Raw genomic sequence first — 15,857 nt, 5'->3', positions numbered from 1 at the left:
CTTCGCGTCGCGCGCGATGCCGGCACCGCATCGCGCGTGGCCCCGCGCAACGTTACGGCAGCAGCTTCAGCGCGGACGATGCGACCGACGGCACCGAAATGCCCTGGCTCGTCGCGAACTGCACGGCCTGGCTGAGCGTCGTCGCGAGCGACTGCAACTGGCCCGGCGCGCTTTGCGCGATATACGACGCAGCCTGCATGTTCTGCGGATTCAGGCCCGACTGCAACAGCGACGCCGCGCTCGTCGAGCCGAGATTGCCGAGCCCCGACTGCAGTTGCGAATACTGCGTGAGCCCCTGCCCGAGCGACGCGAGGCCGTTGCTGAACGCCTGCTTGTCGATCGGCCCGTGCGTCGCGCCACCGCTCGCGAATGCCTGGCCGAGCGCCTGCGACACCGATTGCTGCGCGCCACCCATCTGCGACAGTGCGGCCGGCGTCAGCGCATCGCCGCCGGTCAGCTGGCTCGCGGCCTGCTGCGCCTGCCCGGCCGCGCCGGTCAGCCCCATCGCCGACGCGAGCGACGACTGGCCGGTCAGCACCTGCTGGTTCGCGCCGACATAGGCCTGCAGCAATTGCGCGACGCCGCCCTGCGCGGGCGCCGCCTGCTGCTGCCCGCCGCCGAGCAGCGATGCGCCGAGCGACTGCAGGTCGAGCTGCGCGTGCGCGGTGCCGCTTGCCAGGATGCCGAACGCGATGCCTGCCGTGGCCAGGTGCCGGCCCGTCGCGCGAATCTGCTTCATGTGTTGTCCTCGTGCCCGAATTGTTGAGGCCGATATTGTCGAAGCGCGCCGCGCGCGGCCGCAACGACTGAAACACATCGAAACGAAATCACGCGGCGCGGCCGCTTGCAATTCCGCGACCGGCGTACGTGCTCGAGGGGATTCGTCCGCGTTTGCCGGGCGATTTCCGGGCGTGTACCGAAATTCGTTCTCGCGCCGCATCAATCGATCGCGGCGGTTGCCGGCTTTCGCAGGCGACGCCGGAGGTGGCCTGCCAGCCCTCCCGCATGTTGCACTGCACATCGAGCGCTCGATCGCCAGGAGCAGCGGCGACGCGGAACGTGCTGCGCAGCGTCGATGACATGACGCCATACCGTCGCGCAACACGCCCGTGCTCGGCGTAACACGCACCTGCGAACGACACGTTCGAGAGTCAAAGCAAAACGGGCGGCTTTCCGCCGCCCGCTTTCCCATCTGCCATGCGCGATCCGCAACCGGCTTTGGCTTTGGCTTTGGCTTTGGCTTTGGCTTTGGCTTTGGCTTTGGCTTTGGCTTTGGCTTTGGCTTCGGCTTCGGCTTCGGCTTCCGGCTATCAGCTATCGGCCATCACCTCGTTACGCAGCCATCCACGCCGGCAATCGCCCGCCGACCAAGTCAGCCGCCTGCTCGTAGCCGCGCGCGAGTTGCAACACGGCGAGATCGGCGCGCGGACGCCCGATCAGCTGCATCCCCATCGGCAGCCCCGCGTCGTTGAAGCCGACCGGCACGCTGATCACCGGGCAGCCGGCCAGCGTCCACGGCACGACCGTTTCCATCCAGCGGTGGTAGGTATCCATCGGGCGGCCCGCGATCTCCTTCGGCCAGCGCTGGTCGACGTCGAACGGGAACACCTGCGCGGTCGGCGCCGCGATGAAGTCGTAGCGGTCGAAGAAGCTGAGAACGGCCTGGTGCCACGCGGTGCGCTCGACGCTCGCGTCGAACACCGCTGCGCCCTGCATCGCGAGCAGCCCTTCGACCTCGTAGATCGCCTCGGGCTTCAGCAGCGCGCGCCGCGCCGGGTCGCGATAGTGCGCCAGCAGCCCGCCGCCGGACAGCAGGTGCCGGTGCGCGAGCCACAGGCGCCAGATCCGGTCGGGCGCGAACGCCGGCAGCGCGGCATCGACGTCGCAGCCGATCTCGCGCAGCGTCGCCAGCCCCTGCTCGCACAGCGCGAGCACACCGGCCTCGGTCGCGAGATAGCCGTTCCAGTCGCCGACCCACGCGATGCGCTTGCCGCGCAGGTCGGCGTCGAGCGGCTGCGCGAACACGGCCGGATCGTCCGCGAGCGACAGCGGATCGTTGCGGTCGTAGCCGGCCTGGATCGCGAGCAGCTGCGCGACGTCGCCGACCGTACGGCCCATCGGCCCTTCGATGCCGAGCTGCTGCACGAACACGTCGACGCCCGGCCAGCGCGGCACGCGGCCCTGCGACGGACGGAAGCCGTAGATGTTGCAGAACGCGGCCGGATTGCGCAGCGAGCCGCCGAAATCGCTGCCGTCCGCCACCGGCAGCATCCGCGACGCGAGCGCCGCCGCCGTGCCGCCGCTGCTGCCGCCCGCGCTCTTGGTCAGGTCGTACGGGTTGCGCGTCGCGCCGTAGACCTCGTTGAACGTGTGCGAGCCGAGCCCGAATTCGGGCGTGTTGGTCTTGCCGATGAAGATCGCGCCGGCCGCGCGCATCCGTGCCACGCCCACGGAATCGGCCTGCGGCACGTTTTCGCGGAAGATCGGCGAACCGTAGGTCGTCCGCAGCCCCTTCGTCATCGCCAGATCCTTCGGCGCCTGCGGCATCCCGTGCATCCAGCCGTGGTACTCGCCGCGCGCCAGCGCGGCATCCTTCTCCGCCGCGTCGGCGAGCAGCGCGTCGCGATCGCGCAGCGCGACGATCGCGTTGACCGCGCCGTTCACGCGCTCGACGTGATCGAGGTATGCGCGCATCGTCTCGACGCACGACACGGCCTTGCTGCGGATCGCAGACGCGAGCTCGCCCGCCGACAGGCGCACGATCGGGTCGACGGGGATGGAAGCGGGAGCGAGAAGCTGCGGGGCGCCGTGCGGCATGCGGAGTCTCCTGGAATCGGAATGGAATGGCGGGCCGCATGGCGGCGATCGCGCCCGAACCGGCCGGGAGCGGCCGCGCCGCGGCCGATGCACTACTCTACGCGACGTCGAATCGGCGACCTCCGATATTTTCCGCCGCGATTCATTGCGGTTCCGACTAAATCGGGGCGGCGGGCCCCGCTGTGTGCGCGCCGCCCCGGCCGATGAAATCATTTATGCGCATAAACTTAAATTTCTTATATTTCTATTAGGCGCGGCACGAGGCGGTACGTGTTAACGACATTTTTACGCGACCGCCCGTTCTCTTTAGATCGTTTGGCCCGGCGGGGCGCTACGCTGGAATCATCTCGTTTCCTGGACAACGTTCATGCTCAAGCTGCTGGTTCCGGTCGGCCACTCTCCCCGCTCGCTTCAGGCGGTTCGCCACGCGACATTCCTGTATCGCGAACGCTGCGCGTCGGAGATCGTGCTGATCAACGTTCAGGCACCGCTCGAATCGACGCGGCTCGAGGCCTACCATCCGCTGTCGCGGCTGCGTTCGATCGAGGAGAAGTTCGCGTCCGACGATCTGGCCATGGCCGAGCGGATCCTGCAGGAAGCCGGCGTCAAGTACAGCGTCGTGATGAAGGTGGGCCCGGTGGCCGATACGATCGCGTCCGTCGCGGCCGAGACGGGGTGCGACGAGATCGTGGTCGTCGCGCCGCGGCACGACCCGTTGCATGCGCTGATGTCGGTGTTCCGTCGCAGCGTGATGAGCCGGCTGGTGCGGATTTCGAACGTGCCGGTCACGGCCGTGCAATGACGGGAATGACGCGCAGCGGCGCGTCGAGGGCTCGTTCGCTGACGCGCCCCGGGTTTGCAACGTGCGGTGCGACCCGTGTGCGCATTGCCGCTCGCACGCGCACCGGCGTTCACGCAGCGCTCAATCGATGACCTTGCGCCAGAACACGAAATAGGCGGCGGCCGAAGACGCAACGAGCAGGATGGCCCACATCGGGGCGAGGCTGATCAGGACGGAAGAGACGTTAAGCATTTGGATTCCTCACTAACTGGATAGCGATGTTCAACACGCACCTGCTTGCCGGAACCGATGCATTCGTCCGCGATCGCGTTCCGTCAAATCATGCATTCATGCTATCGCTTTGAACCGCCGCGCAACCGCCCCCGCCCGCCCGTACCCTGACATTCGTCAAACTCCCGTGAATCGCGCGCCTGCCGCGCAGACAACCGTCGCGCGAACGCCTCGCCGCCCGTCCGGTTTCGCCTGCCACGCGCACTGAAGCCGCGATTTCCCTCCGCCCGCAAACCACGAAAAACGGGACAGGATCACCCAACGCACCCCATTTCAGCAGACGTTTACCGGGGGAACCCCCAAGTGCTTCGTCGAACGGGTCCGCGTTACGCTTGGGCCACGAGGAGACGAACCATGAGACGAGCCGTACATATCGCTGTTTTCGCCCTGCTGGCGTATCTCATTGGCGATCGCGCGATCCTGCATGCTCAGGGGCGCGACACCAGCCCGCTTGCGTGCGAACAAGGTGCCGCGCAGGTGAAGGTCGACGCGCTCGGCCGCGGCTTCGGCGAAGCAGCCGCCAGCAGCCAGGGCGAAGCCTTCATGTCGGGCTGCCTGGTGACGGGACGCGGCAACCAGGATGTCGCGCTGGCGAACCGTTGACGGGCGTCCGGTGAGGCGCCGGTCGCGCTCGGGTCACGACGGCTGAACCGGAGCCGCGCGCGACCCCATCAATTCCCGCTGTTCACGGTCATTTGCTCGATCGATGTCGCGACGGATGTCACGGTCCGGATGCCGTTCACGCTGAACGTCTGTTCGCGGTCCGACTCGTCGCGGGGAAGACGCATCGACAACTGCGCGACCAGGCCATCCTTCCGGTAGTCGCCAAACCAGTCGATCAACCTGCCGATGTAGCACGTGTCGCCGACATGAACCGCCATGTCGCCGACGATCTCGTACGCGTAGTGGCCGGGCCCGTAGCTCGAGTAGTCGCTGCGATCGTCGCCCTGCACCGACGGCGGGATCGGACACAGCGGCGTATCGAAGCCCGCATCGCGCGCGGTGCTGTCGCTCACGTCGTGCAGCGCCTTGTCGAGCGCCGCATGCAGCTTGGCGTCGAGCACCGTCGAACCGGTCTTGCCTTCATTGCGCTGCTCGATCGGCACCGACAGGCGGTAACGATAATGCACCGTCAGTTTCGGTACCTGGCCAACGACGGAAAACGGCCGCAGCAGGTAAAACTCGTCCATGCCGTAGTGGCTGTCGCGATACAACGCATAGACGCGCCCGCGCAAGCGAATCCATTCACCGGCCTGGTTCGCGCCGCGGCCATTCGTCGTGTACAGGCTGCGGTCGAGCGCCTCGTTCGAATCGCCGGACACCTCGAACTTGCCGCCCTTGCGGCGCAAGACATCGACCGACGACCACAACCCGGTTCCGTTCGCCGCCGATTCGACGACCAGATCGCGCAGCCCGTCGCCGTCGAGATCGATCAGCGTATACGACGCCCCCATCGCGGTGTCGTCCACACCGCTACCGCTCGGCGACGCCTTCAACGCCCGCCACTCGTCGGCCGTCACGCCGCCGGGGCGCTCCGTCGGCAAAACCGGCCCCTCCCCGTCGCTGGCGTCGCTCGAAAAGCGCGTCACGCCGTTCGTGATCCGCAACCGGTCGATCACTTTCTCGACCGGCGAGCTTGAATCCGCGCGGCGCGCCTGGTCGACGAGCGCGCGCAAGTCGTCGAGCGCAGCCTTGTCTTCGGCGTCGGGGCGATAGGCAAGCACCGTGGCGAGCTGCGATTGCAGGTCGCCGATCCGCGTCAGATAGCGCTGCTCGAGGCAACCGTGATCGGCACCGCATTGATCACGGGTCTTCAGCCAGCCGAGCTGCGCGGTGCGCAACGCAGCACGATGCCCCTGCGGCAATGCATCGGACAGTTTCCGGTAAAAGACCGACAGCCTGCCGTCGTCCTGATGCAGGTCGTTCGATGCGCAGATGGCTTTTTCGGTCTGGCTGGTTGCCTGCGCGCAGTCGAGCCCTGCTGCGAAGGCCTGGGGCGCGTGAGCAAGCAGCACGAGCAGAAACGTGCGCCGCAACGAGGCTTCAAAGCGGAATGTCATGAGTAGGTTCCCGGCAGCCGACGCGCGCGCTCGGGTCGACGCGCAATCGGCCTCCAGCGCCGGATTGTCCGTCAAATGACCGGCCCGCGGAACAGCCGAAAGAACCGCTACGCGCAACCACTGCCATCGGCGACAGCCCGTTTGATTTCCGCTACAGTGGCTTGCCCGGCATCCGGCCGCCGCGTCGAGACCCCGCTTCATCGCCAACGACAACACACCCAAAGATGAGCCACCCACACACCGAGTTGATCCAGCGCTTCTATACGGCGTTCCAGCAGCGTGACATCGACGGGATGCTCGCCTGCTATGCCGATGACGTCGTGTTCAGCGATCCCGCATTCGGCGAGCTGCGCGGCGACCTCGCACGCGACATGTGGCGCATGCTGGTCGCGCGGGCGCAGGACTTTTCATTGACGTTCGGCGACGTCGCCGCGGATCAACAGGCCGGGCGCGCCGAGTGGATCGCTCACTACCGCTTCACCGCGACCGGCCGGATGGTGGTCAACCGGATCGACGCGCGATTCCGGTTTCGCGACGGACGCATCGTCGAGCATCGCGACAGCTTCGACCTGTGGCGCTGGGCGCGTCAGGCGCTGGGGCTGAAAGGCGCGCTGCTCGGCTGGACGCCTTTCATGCAACGCGCGATCCGCACGCAGGCGCGGAAGAACCTCGACGCGTATCGCGCCAAGCGGAAATAAGCGGAAGTCGCACACACGCCGTCATGGCTTCATCGTCGCGTTGATCAGGTCGTCGGCCATGTCCGCCCGAATGCCGTCCGGGTTCTTGAGCCCGTTCTGGCGATACCAGCTTTCGTCGGCTTCGGGATGCGGGCCGACGAGCCCGACGCGCCCCTTGCCGTAGCGATAGGTCGCGGCCGCGATATCGCGGTTCGGATAGGTCGCCAGCACGACCGCGCCGGGGGCGGCCGGGAGCATCGCGCCGTCCTGGAAGTAGATCCAGCGTTTTTTCCCGCGCCATACCACTGGCGTCACCGTGTCCGCGATCCCGTGAAGCGTCGAGCCCGGCCGGTCGACCTCGGAGTCGAACTCGCCGGCAACCAGCCCGAAACCCGGGTCGCCCGCCAGGTAGGCGCCCATGCAGATGCCCAGATAGCGCCCGCCGTTCGACACGTATTGCCGCACGGCCTTGATCGAATGCTTTCCGATGCTGGCCGCCGCACCGGGGATGTCCTGCCCGCCGCCCGGCTGGACATAGAGCGCCGCGCCGGCCAGGACAGCGGGCGTGATCTTGAGTTTCTCCGCCGGCCCGACGTAGATCACCCGGAACTGGTGGTCCGATTCCCGCAGGCGCTGCGCAATCGTCTCCGGGCAGCCGTCGCATGCAGCCGGGCCACGATAGACCAGCGCGACGGGACGGCTGGCGGAGCCACTTGCTTCGTCGTCGGTCGTGGCCGCATGAACGACCGACGACGCGACGAGCGCCACCACCACGAAAATCGATTCTCTGGATCGCATGTTCTTGATCGACAGGATTCAAGGGCTCGCGGCCATCCAGGACATTCCAGGACAAGGCGACCGGCACACGCCGATGCTCGCTCCGCTTTTTGAAACCCGATTGAAAGTCACGTGAAATAGAGCGTAGGCGCGCGGAGGCGGCCCGTGTGTAACGTTTCTTGCGTGCTTGTGCAGATATCTGCGCTGTCGGCTCCCCGCGCCACCTCGCTTTCCCGCGTGCCGGCTCCAACTCTTATATAAGACATAAGACATTTGACGTTAAAGCACATTGAGATTAGAATCCCGCTGCAAAGCAGTGCCTGGAACAGCCCCGGAGTGCCGGCAAGGCCTTCCCCTCAAACGCAATATCAGCAGGTCTCCCCATGCTTGAAAACTTTCGTGCTCACGTGGCCGCCCGCGCCGCGCTCGGTATTCCTCCCCTGCCGCTGACGGCTCAGCAGACCGCCGAACTGGTGGAACTGCTGACGAACCCGCCCGCCGGCGAAGAGCAGACGCTGCTCGACCTGATCACCCATCGCGTGCCCGCAGGCGTCGACGAAGCCGCCCGCGTGAAGGCCGGCTTCCTGGCCGCCGTGGCCAAGGGCGAGACCGCCTGCCCGCTGATCTCGCGCGAACGCGCGACCGAACTGCTCGGCACGATGCTGGGCGGCTACAACATCCAGCCGCTGATCGAGCTGCTGTCCGATGAAGCCGTCGCTGCCGTGGCCGCTGACGCACTGAAGAAAACCCTGCTGATGTTCGACCAGTTCCATGACGTCAAGGAACTCGCCGACAAGGGCAACGCGCACGCGAAGGCCGTGCTGCAAAGCTGGGCCGACGCCGAATGGTTCACGAGCCGTCCGGAAGTGCCGCAAAGCCTGACCATCACCGTGTTCAAGGTGACGGGCGAAACCAACACCGACGACCTGTCGCCGGCCCCGGACGCCACCACCCGCCCGGACATCCCGATGCACGCGCTGGCGATGCTGAAGAACGCACGCCCGGGCATCACGCCGGAAGAAGACGGCAAGCGCGGCCCGATCAAGTTCATCGAATCGCTGAAGGAAAAGGGTCACCTGGTCGCCTACGTGGGCGACGTGGTCGGCACCGGCTCCTCGCGCAAGTCGGCCACCAACTCGGTGCTGTGGTTCACCGGCGAAGACATCCCGTTCGTCCCGAACAAGCGCTTCGGCGGCGTGTGCCTCGGCAGCAAGATCGCCCCGATCTTCTACAACACGATGGAAGATGCCGGCGCGCTGCCGATCGAGCTCGACGTGTCGCAGATGGAAATGGGCGACGTGGTCGAACTGCGCCCGTACGAAGGCAAGGCGCTGAAGGACGGCAACGTGATCGCCGAATTCCAGGTCAAGTCCGACGTGCTGTTCGACGAAGTGCGCGCCGGCGGCCGCATTCCGCTGATCATCGGCCGCGGCCTGACCGCGAAGGCGCGTGAAGCGCTGGGCCTCGCGCCGTCGACGCTGTTCCGCCTGCCGCACCAGCCGGCCGACAGCGGCAAGGGCTTCTCGCTCGCGCAGAAGATGGTCGGCCGTGCATGCGGTCTGCCGGAAGGCCAGGGCGTGCGCCCGGGCACGTACTGCGAACCGAAGATGACCTCGGTCGGCTCGCAGGACACCACGGGCCCGATGACCCGCGACGAACTGAAGGATCTCGCGTGCCTCGGCTTCTCGGCCGATCTCGTGATGCAGTCGTTCTGCCACACCGCCGCTTATCCGAAGCCGGTCGACGTGAAGACGCACCAGACGCTGCCGAACTTCATCAGCACGCGTGGCGGCATCGCGCTGCGCCCGGGCGACGGCGTGATCCACTCGTGGCTGAACCGCATGCTGCTGCCCGACACCGTCGGCACCGGCGGCGATTCGCACACGCGCTTCCCGATCGGCATCAGCTTCCCGGCAGGTTCGGGCCTGGTCGCGTTCGCGGCCGCCACCGGCACGATGCCGCTGGACATGCCGGAATCGGTGCTGGTCCGCTTCAAGGGCAAGATGCAGCCGGGCGTCACGCTGCGTGACCTCGTCAACGCGATCCCGCTGTACGCGATCAAGCAAGGCATGCTGACGGTCGCCAAGCAAGGCAAGAAGAACATCTTCTCGGGCCGCATCCTCGAAATCGAAGGCCTGCCCGACCTGAAGGTCGAGCAAGCGTTCGAACTGTCGGATGCGTCGGCCGAGCGTTCGGCAGCCGGTTGCTCGGTCCACCTGAACAAGGAACCGATCATCGAGTACCTCAACAGCAACATCACGCTGCTGAAGTGGATGATCGCGCAGGGCTACCAGGATCCGCGCAGCCTGCAGCGCCGTATCCAGGCAATGGAACAGTGGCTGGCCGACCCGCAACTGCTGTCGCCGGATGCCGACGCCGAGTACGCGGCCGTCATCGAGATCGACCTCGCCGACATCCACGAGCCGATCGTCGCGTGCCCGAACGACCCGGACGACGTGAAGACGCTGTCCGACGTCGCAGGCGCGAAGATTGACGAAGTGTTCATCGGTTCGTGCATGACCAACATCGGTCACTTCCGTGCCGCGTCGAAGCTGCTCGAAGGCAAGCGCGACATCCCGGTCAAGCTGTGGGTCGCGCCGCCGACCAAGATGGACCAGAAGCAGCTGACCGAAGAAGGCCACTACGGCGTGTTCGGCACGGCCGGTGCGCGTACCGAAATGCCGGGCTGCTCGCTGTGCATGGGTAACCAGGCTCAGGTGCGCGAAGGCGCGACGGTCATGTCGACGTCGACCCGCAACTTCCCGAACCGTCTCGGCAAGAACACGAACGTGTATCTCGGCTCGGCGGAACTGGCGGCGATCTGCTCGCGTCTGGGCAAGATCCCGACCAAGGAAGAGTACATGGCCGACATGGGCGTGCTCAACGCGAACGGCGACCAGATCTACAAGTACATGAACTTCGACCAGATCGAAGACTTCAAGGAAGTGGCCGACACCGTGCAGATGTAAGCACGCGGAGCGGGCTGCGGCGGGCGGTTGACGTCGCAGCCCACCACGCAATGGCGTCGCAGGCTGAATGCCCGCGGCGCCATTTTTTTATGCGGTGCCGATAGGTAATCGCAGCCCGGAGTCAGTCGTAAAGCGCGGAAATTCGATCGACGACGTCGAACGGCAAGCCTTCGTCGTACCCTTCCGCCTCGTCGAGATCGACATACTCGCGGCCATCGGTCGGCTGCAGCATCAGCGCCGGCACCGGCCGCGCGACCGGTACGTCCGGATAGTCGTTCGGGCCCGCGCCGTCGAAGTCGTGCGGATCGAACCAGATCCCGTGATCGGCGTAGTAGCCATCGGCATAACGCTGCTCGACTTCACGCGCCAGCCGGAACCTGTCCAGTTGATAGGATGCGTCGCCCAGGTCGCTTTCGTTCGCGTACTGCACGAACCACGCGGCGCCGAGATTCCAGTAGATCAGCAGCGCGGTGGCGCGATCGATGTGGCGGTTGTCGAGCAGCCAGCGCAGCGCACGGCCGTTGCCGTCGTAATTGGAACGCGCGGCGAAGCGGTGCCATTGCTCGGGCGTCGCGCCCTCGAGCCAGGTGCGCACGATGTCCCACACCTTTTGTTCGATTTCGGAATCATCCATGGACGGCGGCCTCGCGGAAGGGTGAATGGCGGAAAAGCGTCGAATGACCGGCGATTCTAGCGCCGCTGCGCGTCATTCACGCGGCATCGCCGCCCGGTTCGCGGCGGATCACCAGTTCGTTGAAGCCGGTATGCGGGTCAGGCTCGCGCGCAAAGCGATGCGCGGGCAGCACGGCCAGCAGGATCTCGGCGGTCGTGCGCACCACGCAGCCGCTGGCCACATGGCCGCCCGACACGCGGCCGACCACGTCGGAAACGGACATGTGCAGGTGCGCGCCGTCCGGCGATACCGAGCCTGCCAGCGTCAGGATTTCGAGGTCGCCGCGCAGCTCGGTCGGCACGTCGGCGCCGGCAAAGCGCAGCTGCGCGACGCTCAGGCTGCCGATGCCCTGGATCACGAATGCCGCGCGCGCGTCGTGCTGACGCAATGCATGCTCGATCGACGCGCGCAGGTCGTCGCCGGGGGAAAGACGCAGGGGGTGGGCTTGCATGGTCGAGCACCTGCCGAGGGAGGATGGTGTCGGCCAAGGGTACGTTCGCGCCGTGAATCCGGCAAGTCACCCGTGCTGCCACGGGCTCCGGCATCAAACGGTAAACCGCTCGCTCGCAAACTGCGCATCCGGCACGCCCGCCGCGACAGCCACGTCCCGCGCAGCCTGCACGAGCGGCGGCGGCCCGCACACGTAGAGGTCCAACGGCCCGTCGTTCTGCGCAAGCGCCATACGCAACGCGTCGACCGGCGTGCCGCTCAACCCGCCCCACTCCCCGCCCGGCTGCCATACGCACAGATCGACGCGCAACTGCGGCAGCTCGGCCTGCAATCGCGCGAGCTCGTCGAGCATGAACAGTTCGCTTTCCTGATTGACGCCGAAGAACAGCCGCGCATCGACCCTCTCCTGGAATTCGGCCATGCGCCGCAGCATCGACAGGATCGGTGCAAGCCCCGTGCCGCCCGCGACGAACCAGCGCGACCGCAGGCTGTCCGCGACCAGCCCGAAGCCGCCCATCGGCACGCGCACGGTCAGCGGATCGCCTGGCCGCGCACGCTCGCGCAGGTACGTCGAGAACCAGCCGCCCGGCCGCAGCCGGATCAGGAATTCGAGGCGGCCGTCCCAGTTGCTCGTGTTCGCGAGCGAATACGGGCGACGCACCCCGCTGCCCGGCACCTCGAGTTCCGCGAACTGGCCCGGCTCGAACTCCGCGGCCGAACCAAACGTGTCATCAGGCTCGACCTGCAACTCGACGCGCATCGTGTCGGCCGCGACCGTCTCCAGCGCCGCGATCCGCGCGGTGCGCACGGGCACCGGATGCAGCAGCACCTTGGTGCGATCGTACGGTGCGGCGACCCGCAGATCGCCACGCGGCCGCGTCCGGCACAACAGGACCGCGCCGCGCTGGCTGGCCGGCAGCACGCCGGCACTGTCGGGCTGCATCTCGTACGCGCCGTCGACGACGGTCGCCTGGCAGGCGCCGCAGCTTCCGCGCCGGCATTGCGACGGCAGCGTGATATCGGCGTCGGCCGCTGCCGACAGCAGATCCTGCTCGCCGTCGCAGCCGAAGCCGAAGCGCTCGCCGTCGCGGGTCGTGATCTCGATGCGATAAGTCATCGATCGATCCCGCTCAAGCCGCGTGGCGCGCCAGCGACGCGGCCAGGTCGGTGCCGGCGTCGCCGATCGGCTGGATGCCGAATTGCTCGACCAGCACCGCCAGCACGCCCGGCGTCACGAAGGCCGGCAGCGTCGGCCCGAGACGGATGTTGCGCAGGCCGAGCGCGAGCAGCGTCAGCAGCACGGCCGCCGCCTTTTGCTCGAACCACGAGATCACGAGCGACAGCGGCAAGTCGTTCACGCCGCATTCGAATGCATCGGCGAGCGCCGTCGCGATCCGAATCGCCGAATAGCTGTCGTTGCACTGCCCGACGTCGAGCAGGCGCGGAATGCCGCCGATATCGCCGAACGCATGCCGGTTGAAGCGGTACTTGTTGCAGCCGAGCGTCATCACGACCGTATCGTCGGGCGCCTGCTCCGCGAACTCGGTGTAGTAGTTGCGGCCCGGCGCCGCGCCGTCGCAGCCGCCGATCAGGAAGAAATGGCGGATCTGTCCGGCCTTGACCGCGTCGATGACCTTGTCCGCCACGCCGAGCACCGCATGCCGGCCGAAGCCGACCGTGATCGTCTCCTCCGCCGCCGTGGCCGGGAACCCGGGCAGCGCCTGCGCGGCGCGGATCAGCGTCGAAAAATCGTGATGCTCGAGATGGCGCACGCCCGGCCAGCCGACCGGCCCCGTCGTGAAGATCCGCTGCCGGTACTGCGGCATCGGCTCGATGATGCAATTGGACGTCATCAGGATCGGCCCGGGGAAATGCGCGAAATCGCTTTGCTGATCCTGCCACGCGCCGCCGTAGTTGCCGACCAGGTGCGGAAACGCCTTCAGCACCGGATACGCATGGGCCGGCAGCATCTCGCCGTGCGTGTACACGTGAATGCCCGTGCCGGCCGTCTGTTCGAGCAGCGCGTGCAGATCGCCGAGATCGTGGCCCGACACGAGGATCGCCTTGCCCGCCACCGGCGACACGCGCACGGCCGTCGGCTGCTGCGCGCCGAAACGGCCGGTGTTCGCGCTGTCGAGCAGTTCCATGACCGTCAGGTTCAGCCGGCCGAGGCCGAGTGCCTGCGTGAGCAGCGCGTTGACGTCGTCGGGGTCGCGCGCGAGAAACGCGAGCGCCGCCTCGATCCCCTCGTAGATGTCGTCGCGCTCGTAGCCGAGCACCCGCGCATGGTGCGCATACGCACACACGCCCTTCAGACCGTACAGCACCAGCGCGCGCAGGCCGACGATGTCCGCGCCCACCTTGTCGAGCCCGTTGTCCACGCCGACACGCGCGGCCTGTTCCAGCAGGCCGGCCAGATCGTCCGCCGGCTGCCACATCGCCGGCCCGTGCTGCGCCGGGACGACCGTGCCCGCCGCCCGCGCGCTCGCGTCACATGCGGCCTTCACGCGGTCGCGCATCTGCGCCGCTTCGCGCAGCAATGCGACGAAACGGGCCGCATGGAAGTTCACGTTGGTCAGCGTCGTGAACATCGCATACAGCACGAACCGGTCGGCGTCGCGATCCGGTGCGCCCATCGCACGCGCAATCGCGCCGTATTGCGCAATGCCCTTCACCGCATGGACCAGCAGGTCCTGCAGGTCGGCCGTCGTTGCATCCTTGCCGCAATTGCCTTTCGCCGATGCGCAGCCGGGCCGTGCGCCGGTCCGGTCGGTCTGTTCGCATTGATAGCAAAACACGGTGCTCTCCTTTATCGATCATGGGGGCGCGGGTCGGTGCGATCGGCGGCGGAACACGCGTTCCTGGCCACCGGGCATCTCGCCCGCTTCAAGATGCGTTGCGTATGCATCTTTATTCATGATGTTTCGGCACGCGTTTCGCAACCGTGATGCAGATCAAGAAACCGGACGCACCCGGGTGAGGCAACTTGTCGCTACGACTGCCCGCCGGCTTCGGTCGCGCGTTCGCTTTCGTTGTCGGCATCCGCGCCTTCAATGCCCCAGTCGCCGTATCGATACCAGTCGTCGCCGAGCAATTCGCTCGGGTGCTGCGTGCGGCTCGAACCGTTGCCGCAACGCATTGCATGCGTCGGGCAGTAGTTGTCGCATCCCCAGCAGATCCGCTCCGGATGCACGGGATGCAGCGGAAATTTCTTCGCCATGAGCTTGTCTTCCCGGTGTCGTTTCATCGGCTACGTTCGACTCTAGTTCACCGTCGCGCATGAGCCATGCGGCATTCGTTCGCATCGGCGACGCTGCATCGGCTAGGCACGCGCAAGCGATTGGTCTAGGCTGCACGGTATTCCGCGGCGCGAGCCGCCAATCCGACCCCTGCCCGATGACTGCCACTCCGAACCGACGATCCCGCCTGCGCGGCGGCCTGCTTGGCCTGCTGATCGGCGACGCGCTGGGCGTGCCGTACGAATTCCACGACGCCGCGTCGATCCCGCCGCCCGCTGCGATCGACATGTCGCCGCCGCCCGGCTTTGCGCGCGCACACGACGGCGTGCCGCCTGGCACCTGGAGCGACGATGGCGCGCAGGCGCTCGCGCTACTCGACGCGCTGTCGGACGACCGCGACCTGAACCTCGATACGTTCGCCCGCAACCTGCAGGACTGGTTTCATCGCGGCGCCTTCACGCCGGACGGCCGCGTGTTCGACGTCGGCCTGCAGACGCAGCGTGCGTTGCATGCACTGGCGGCGGGCGCGGCGCCTGCCGTTGCCGGCCCTTGCGACGAACGTGACAACGGCAATGGCTCGCTGATGCGCTGCTTTCCGGTGGTGATGGTCGCCGCATCGCGCGACGAAGCGATCCGGCTCGCGTGCAGGCAGAGTGCCGTTACGCACGGCCACGTGCGCTCGCAGCTGTGCTGTGCGCTCTACGGCCTGACAGCAATGAACATCGTTGAAGGCCAACTCGCGCCCGACGCGGTGCGCGCGGCCGAAGACGAGCTGCCGGCGCGCTACGCAGGCACCGCCGAGGAGATCGAACTGAAGATCGTGCTCGACGGCCGCTTCGATGCGCCGCAAGGCTCCGGTTACGTGGTCGACAGCTTCTGGTCGGCGATCCATTGCCTGCTGTCGACGAGCAGCTACGAAGACTGTGTGAAGCGCGCAATCGCGCTCGGCAACGACACGGATACGACGGCGGCCATCGCCGGCAGCCTTGCCGGCGCACTGTACGGCGAGCACGCGTTGCCCGATCGGTGGGTCGCGGCGCTGCACGGGAAAGAACTGGTCGAGGGCTGGCTCGCTCGACTGTGAGCGCGTCGCCCCATCGCTGACCAACCTTTTGAATCAAAC

General features: G+C 66.8%; 14 protein-coding genes. 5 read left to right on the top strand and 9 right to left on the bottom strand.

The features are described 5' to 3' along the window. Positions 1–52 precede the first annotated feature (52 nt). Positions 53–739 (bottom strand): hypothetical protein, encoded by a 687-nt coding sequence (locus BCEP18194_RS28435; RefSeq protein ID WP_041493250.1) that lies wholly within the window; start codon positions 737–739, stop codon positions 53–55. 593 nt (positions 740–1,332) lie between these two features. Then, on the bottom strand, positions 1,333–2,817 hold the full coding sequence (locus BCEP18194_RS28430) for an amidase (RefSeq protein WP_011354738.1): 1,485 nt from the start codon (positions 2,815–2,817) through the stop codon (positions 1,333–1,335). A 367-nt stretch (positions 2,818–3,184) separates the two neighbouring features. Here BCEP18194_RS28430 and BCEP18194_RS28425 point away from each other — a divergent pair, with 367 nt between their 5' ends. Both BCEP18194_RS28425 and BCEP18194_RS28420 read left to right on the top strand, forming a co-directional pair. Next, complete coding sequence (locus BCEP18194_RS28425) at positions 3,185–3,619, top strand: universal stress protein (protein ID WP_011354737.1); 435 nt, start codon at positions 3,185–3,187, stop codon at positions 3,617–3,619. Positions 3,620–4,243: 624 nt separating this feature from the next. After that, complete coding sequence (locus tag BCEP18194_RS28420) at positions 4,244–4,492, top strand: hypothetical protein (protein WP_021161497.1); 249 nt, start codon at positions 4,244–4,246, stop codon at positions 4,490–4,492. 68 nt (positions 4,493–4,560) lie between these two features. On the opposite strand, the gene BCEP18194_RS28415 is transcribed toward BCEP18194_RS28420, so the two are convergent. Next, the gene (locus tag BCEP18194_RS28415) at positions 4,561–5,949 is read right to left on the bottom strand and encodes a lysozyme inhibitor LprI family protein (protein WP_011354735.1); all 1,389 of its coding nucleotides are present in this window, start codon (positions 5,947–5,949) and stop codon (positions 4,561–4,563) included. Between the two features lie 224 nt (positions 5,950–6,173). On the opposite strand from BCEP18194_RS28415, the gene BCEP18194_RS28410 reads away from it, so the two are divergent. After that, positions 6,174–6,647 (top strand): nuclear transport factor 2 family protein, encoded by a 474-nt coding sequence (locus tag BCEP18194_RS28410; RefSeq protein WP_011354734.1) that lies wholly within the window; start codon positions 6,174–6,176, stop codon positions 6,645–6,647. A 21-nt stretch (positions 6,648–6,668) separates the two neighbouring features. On the opposite strand, the gene BCEP18194_RS28405 is transcribed toward BCEP18194_RS28410, so the two are convergent. Further along, entirely contained in the window at positions 6,669–7,424 is a 756-nt protein-coding gene (locus BCEP18194_RS28405) for a BPL-N domain-containing protein (RefSeq protein ID WP_011354733.1), read from the bottom strand. Between the two features lie 362 nt (positions 7,425–7,786). Here BCEP18194_RS28405 and acnB point away from each other — a divergent pair, with 362 nt between their 5' ends. After that, positions 7,787–10,372 (top strand): bifunctional aconitate hydratase 2/2-methylisocitrate dehydratase, encoded by a 2,586-nt coding sequence (gene acnB / locus BCEP18194_RS28400; RefSeq protein WP_011354732.1) that lies wholly within the window; start codon positions 7,787–7,789, stop codon positions 10,370–10,372. A 121-nt stretch (positions 10,373–10,493) separates the two neighbouring features. Here the strand turns inward: acnB and BCEP18194_RS28395 are convergent, their stop codons facing one another. From BCEP18194_RS28395 to BCEP18194_RS28375, 5 genes are all read right to left on the bottom strand, one after another. Then, entirely contained in the window at positions 10,494–11,006 is a 513-nt protein-coding gene (locus BCEP18194_RS28395; RefSeq protein ID WP_011354731.1) for a DUF4274 domain-containing protein, read from the bottom strand. Positions 11,007–11,082: 76 nt separating this feature from the next. Further along, positions 11,083–11,496 (bottom strand): PPC domain-containing DNA-binding protein, encoded by a 414-nt coding sequence (locus tag BCEP18194_RS28390; protein WP_011354730.1) that lies wholly within the window; start codon positions 11,494–11,496, stop codon positions 11,083–11,085. A 93-nt stretch (positions 11,497–11,589) separates the two neighbouring features. Beyond that, the gene (locus BCEP18194_RS28385; RefSeq protein ID WP_011354729.1) at positions 11,590–12,612 is read right to left on the bottom strand and encodes an FAD-binding oxidoreductase; all 1,023 of its coding nucleotides are present in this window, start codon (positions 12,610–12,612) and stop codon (positions 11,590–11,592) included. 13 nt (positions 12,613–12,625) lie between these two features. After that, entirely contained in the window at positions 12,626–14,293 is a 1,668-nt protein-coding gene (hcp, locus tag BCEP18194_RS28380; RefSeq protein ID WP_011354728.1) for a hydroxylamine reductase, read from the bottom strand. Positions 14,294–14,487: 194 nt separating this feature from the next. Beyond that, positions 14,488–14,715: a DUF3079 domain-containing protein gene (locus tag BCEP18194_RS28375; RefSeq protein ID WP_011354727.1), complete on the bottom strand. Its 228-nt coding sequence runs from the start codon at positions 14,713–14,715 to the stop codon at positions 14,488–14,490. 176 nt (positions 14,716–14,891) lie between these two features. Between BCEP18194_RS28375 and BCEP18194_RS28370 the strand changes: the two genes are divergently transcribed. Further along, entirely contained in the window at positions 14,892–15,818 is a 927-nt protein-coding gene (locus BCEP18194_RS28370) for an ADP-ribosylglycohydrolase family protein (RefSeq protein WP_011354726.1), read from the top strand. Positions 15,819–15,857 lie beyond the last annotated feature (39 nt).

This window comes from Burkholderia lata (assembly GCF_000012945.1).
GTDB classification, from domain to species: Bacteria; Pseudomonadota; Gammaproteobacteria; order Burkholderiales; family Burkholderiaceae; genus Burkholderia; species Burkholderia lata.
This window is presented reverse-complemented; position numbering and strand designations above follow the sequence as displayed.

Bases quoted from the DNA above. Each gene is read 5' to 3' on its own strand.
- BCEP18194_RS28390 (WP_011354730.1), bottom strand. From the start codon at position 11,496: ATGCAAGCCCACCCCCTGCGTCTTTCCCCCGGCGACGACCTGCGCGCG.
- BCEP18194_RS28395 (WP_011354731.1), bottom strand. From the start codon at position 11,006: ATGGATGATTCCGAAATCGAACAAAAGGTGTGGGACATCGTGCGCACC.
- BCEP18194_RS28370 (WP_011354726.1), top strand. From the start codon at position 14,892: ATGACTGCCACTCCGAACCGACGATCCCGCCTGCGCGGCGGCCTGCTT.
- BCEP18194_RS28385 (WP_011354729.1), bottom strand. From the start codon at position 12,612: ATGACTTATCGCATCGAGATCACGACCCGCGACGGCGAGCGCTTCGGC.
- BCEP18194_RS28405 (WP_011354733.1), bottom strand. From the start codon at position 7,424: ATGCGATCCAGAGAATCGATTTTCGTGGTGGTGGCGCTCGTCGCGTCG.
- BCEP18194_RS28420 (WP_021161497.1), top strand. From the start codon at position 4,244: ATGAGACGAGCCGTACATATCGCTGTTTTCGCCCTGCTGGCGTATCTC.
- BCEP18194_RS28415 (WP_011354735.1), bottom strand. From the start codon at position 5,949: ATGACATTCCGCTTTGAAGCCTCGTTGCGGCGCACGTTTCTGCTCGTG.
- acnB (WP_011354732.1), top strand. From the start codon at position 7,787: ATGCTTGAAAACTTTCGTGCTCACGTGGCCGCCCGCGCCGCGCTCGGT.
- BCEP18194_RS28430 (WP_011354738.1), bottom strand. From the start codon at position 2,817: ATGCCGCACGGCGCCCCGCAGCTTCTCGCTCCCGCTTCCATCCCCGTC.
- BCEP18194_RS28425 (WP_011354737.1), top strand. From the start codon at position 3,185: ATGCTCAAGCTGCTGGTTCCGGTCGGCCACTCTCCCCGCTCGCTTCAG.
- BCEP18194_RS28435 (WP_041493250.1), bottom strand. From the start codon at position 739: ATGAAGCAGATTCGCGCGACGGGCCGGCACCTGGCCACGGCAGGCATC.
- BCEP18194_RS28375 (WP_011354727.1), bottom strand. From the start codon at position 14,715: ATGGCGAAGAAATTTCCGCTGCATCCCGTGCATCCGGAGCGGATCTGC.
- BCEP18194_RS28410 (WP_011354734.1), top strand. From the start codon at position 6,174: ATGAGCCACCCACACACCGAGTTGATCCAGCGCTTCTATACGGCGTTC.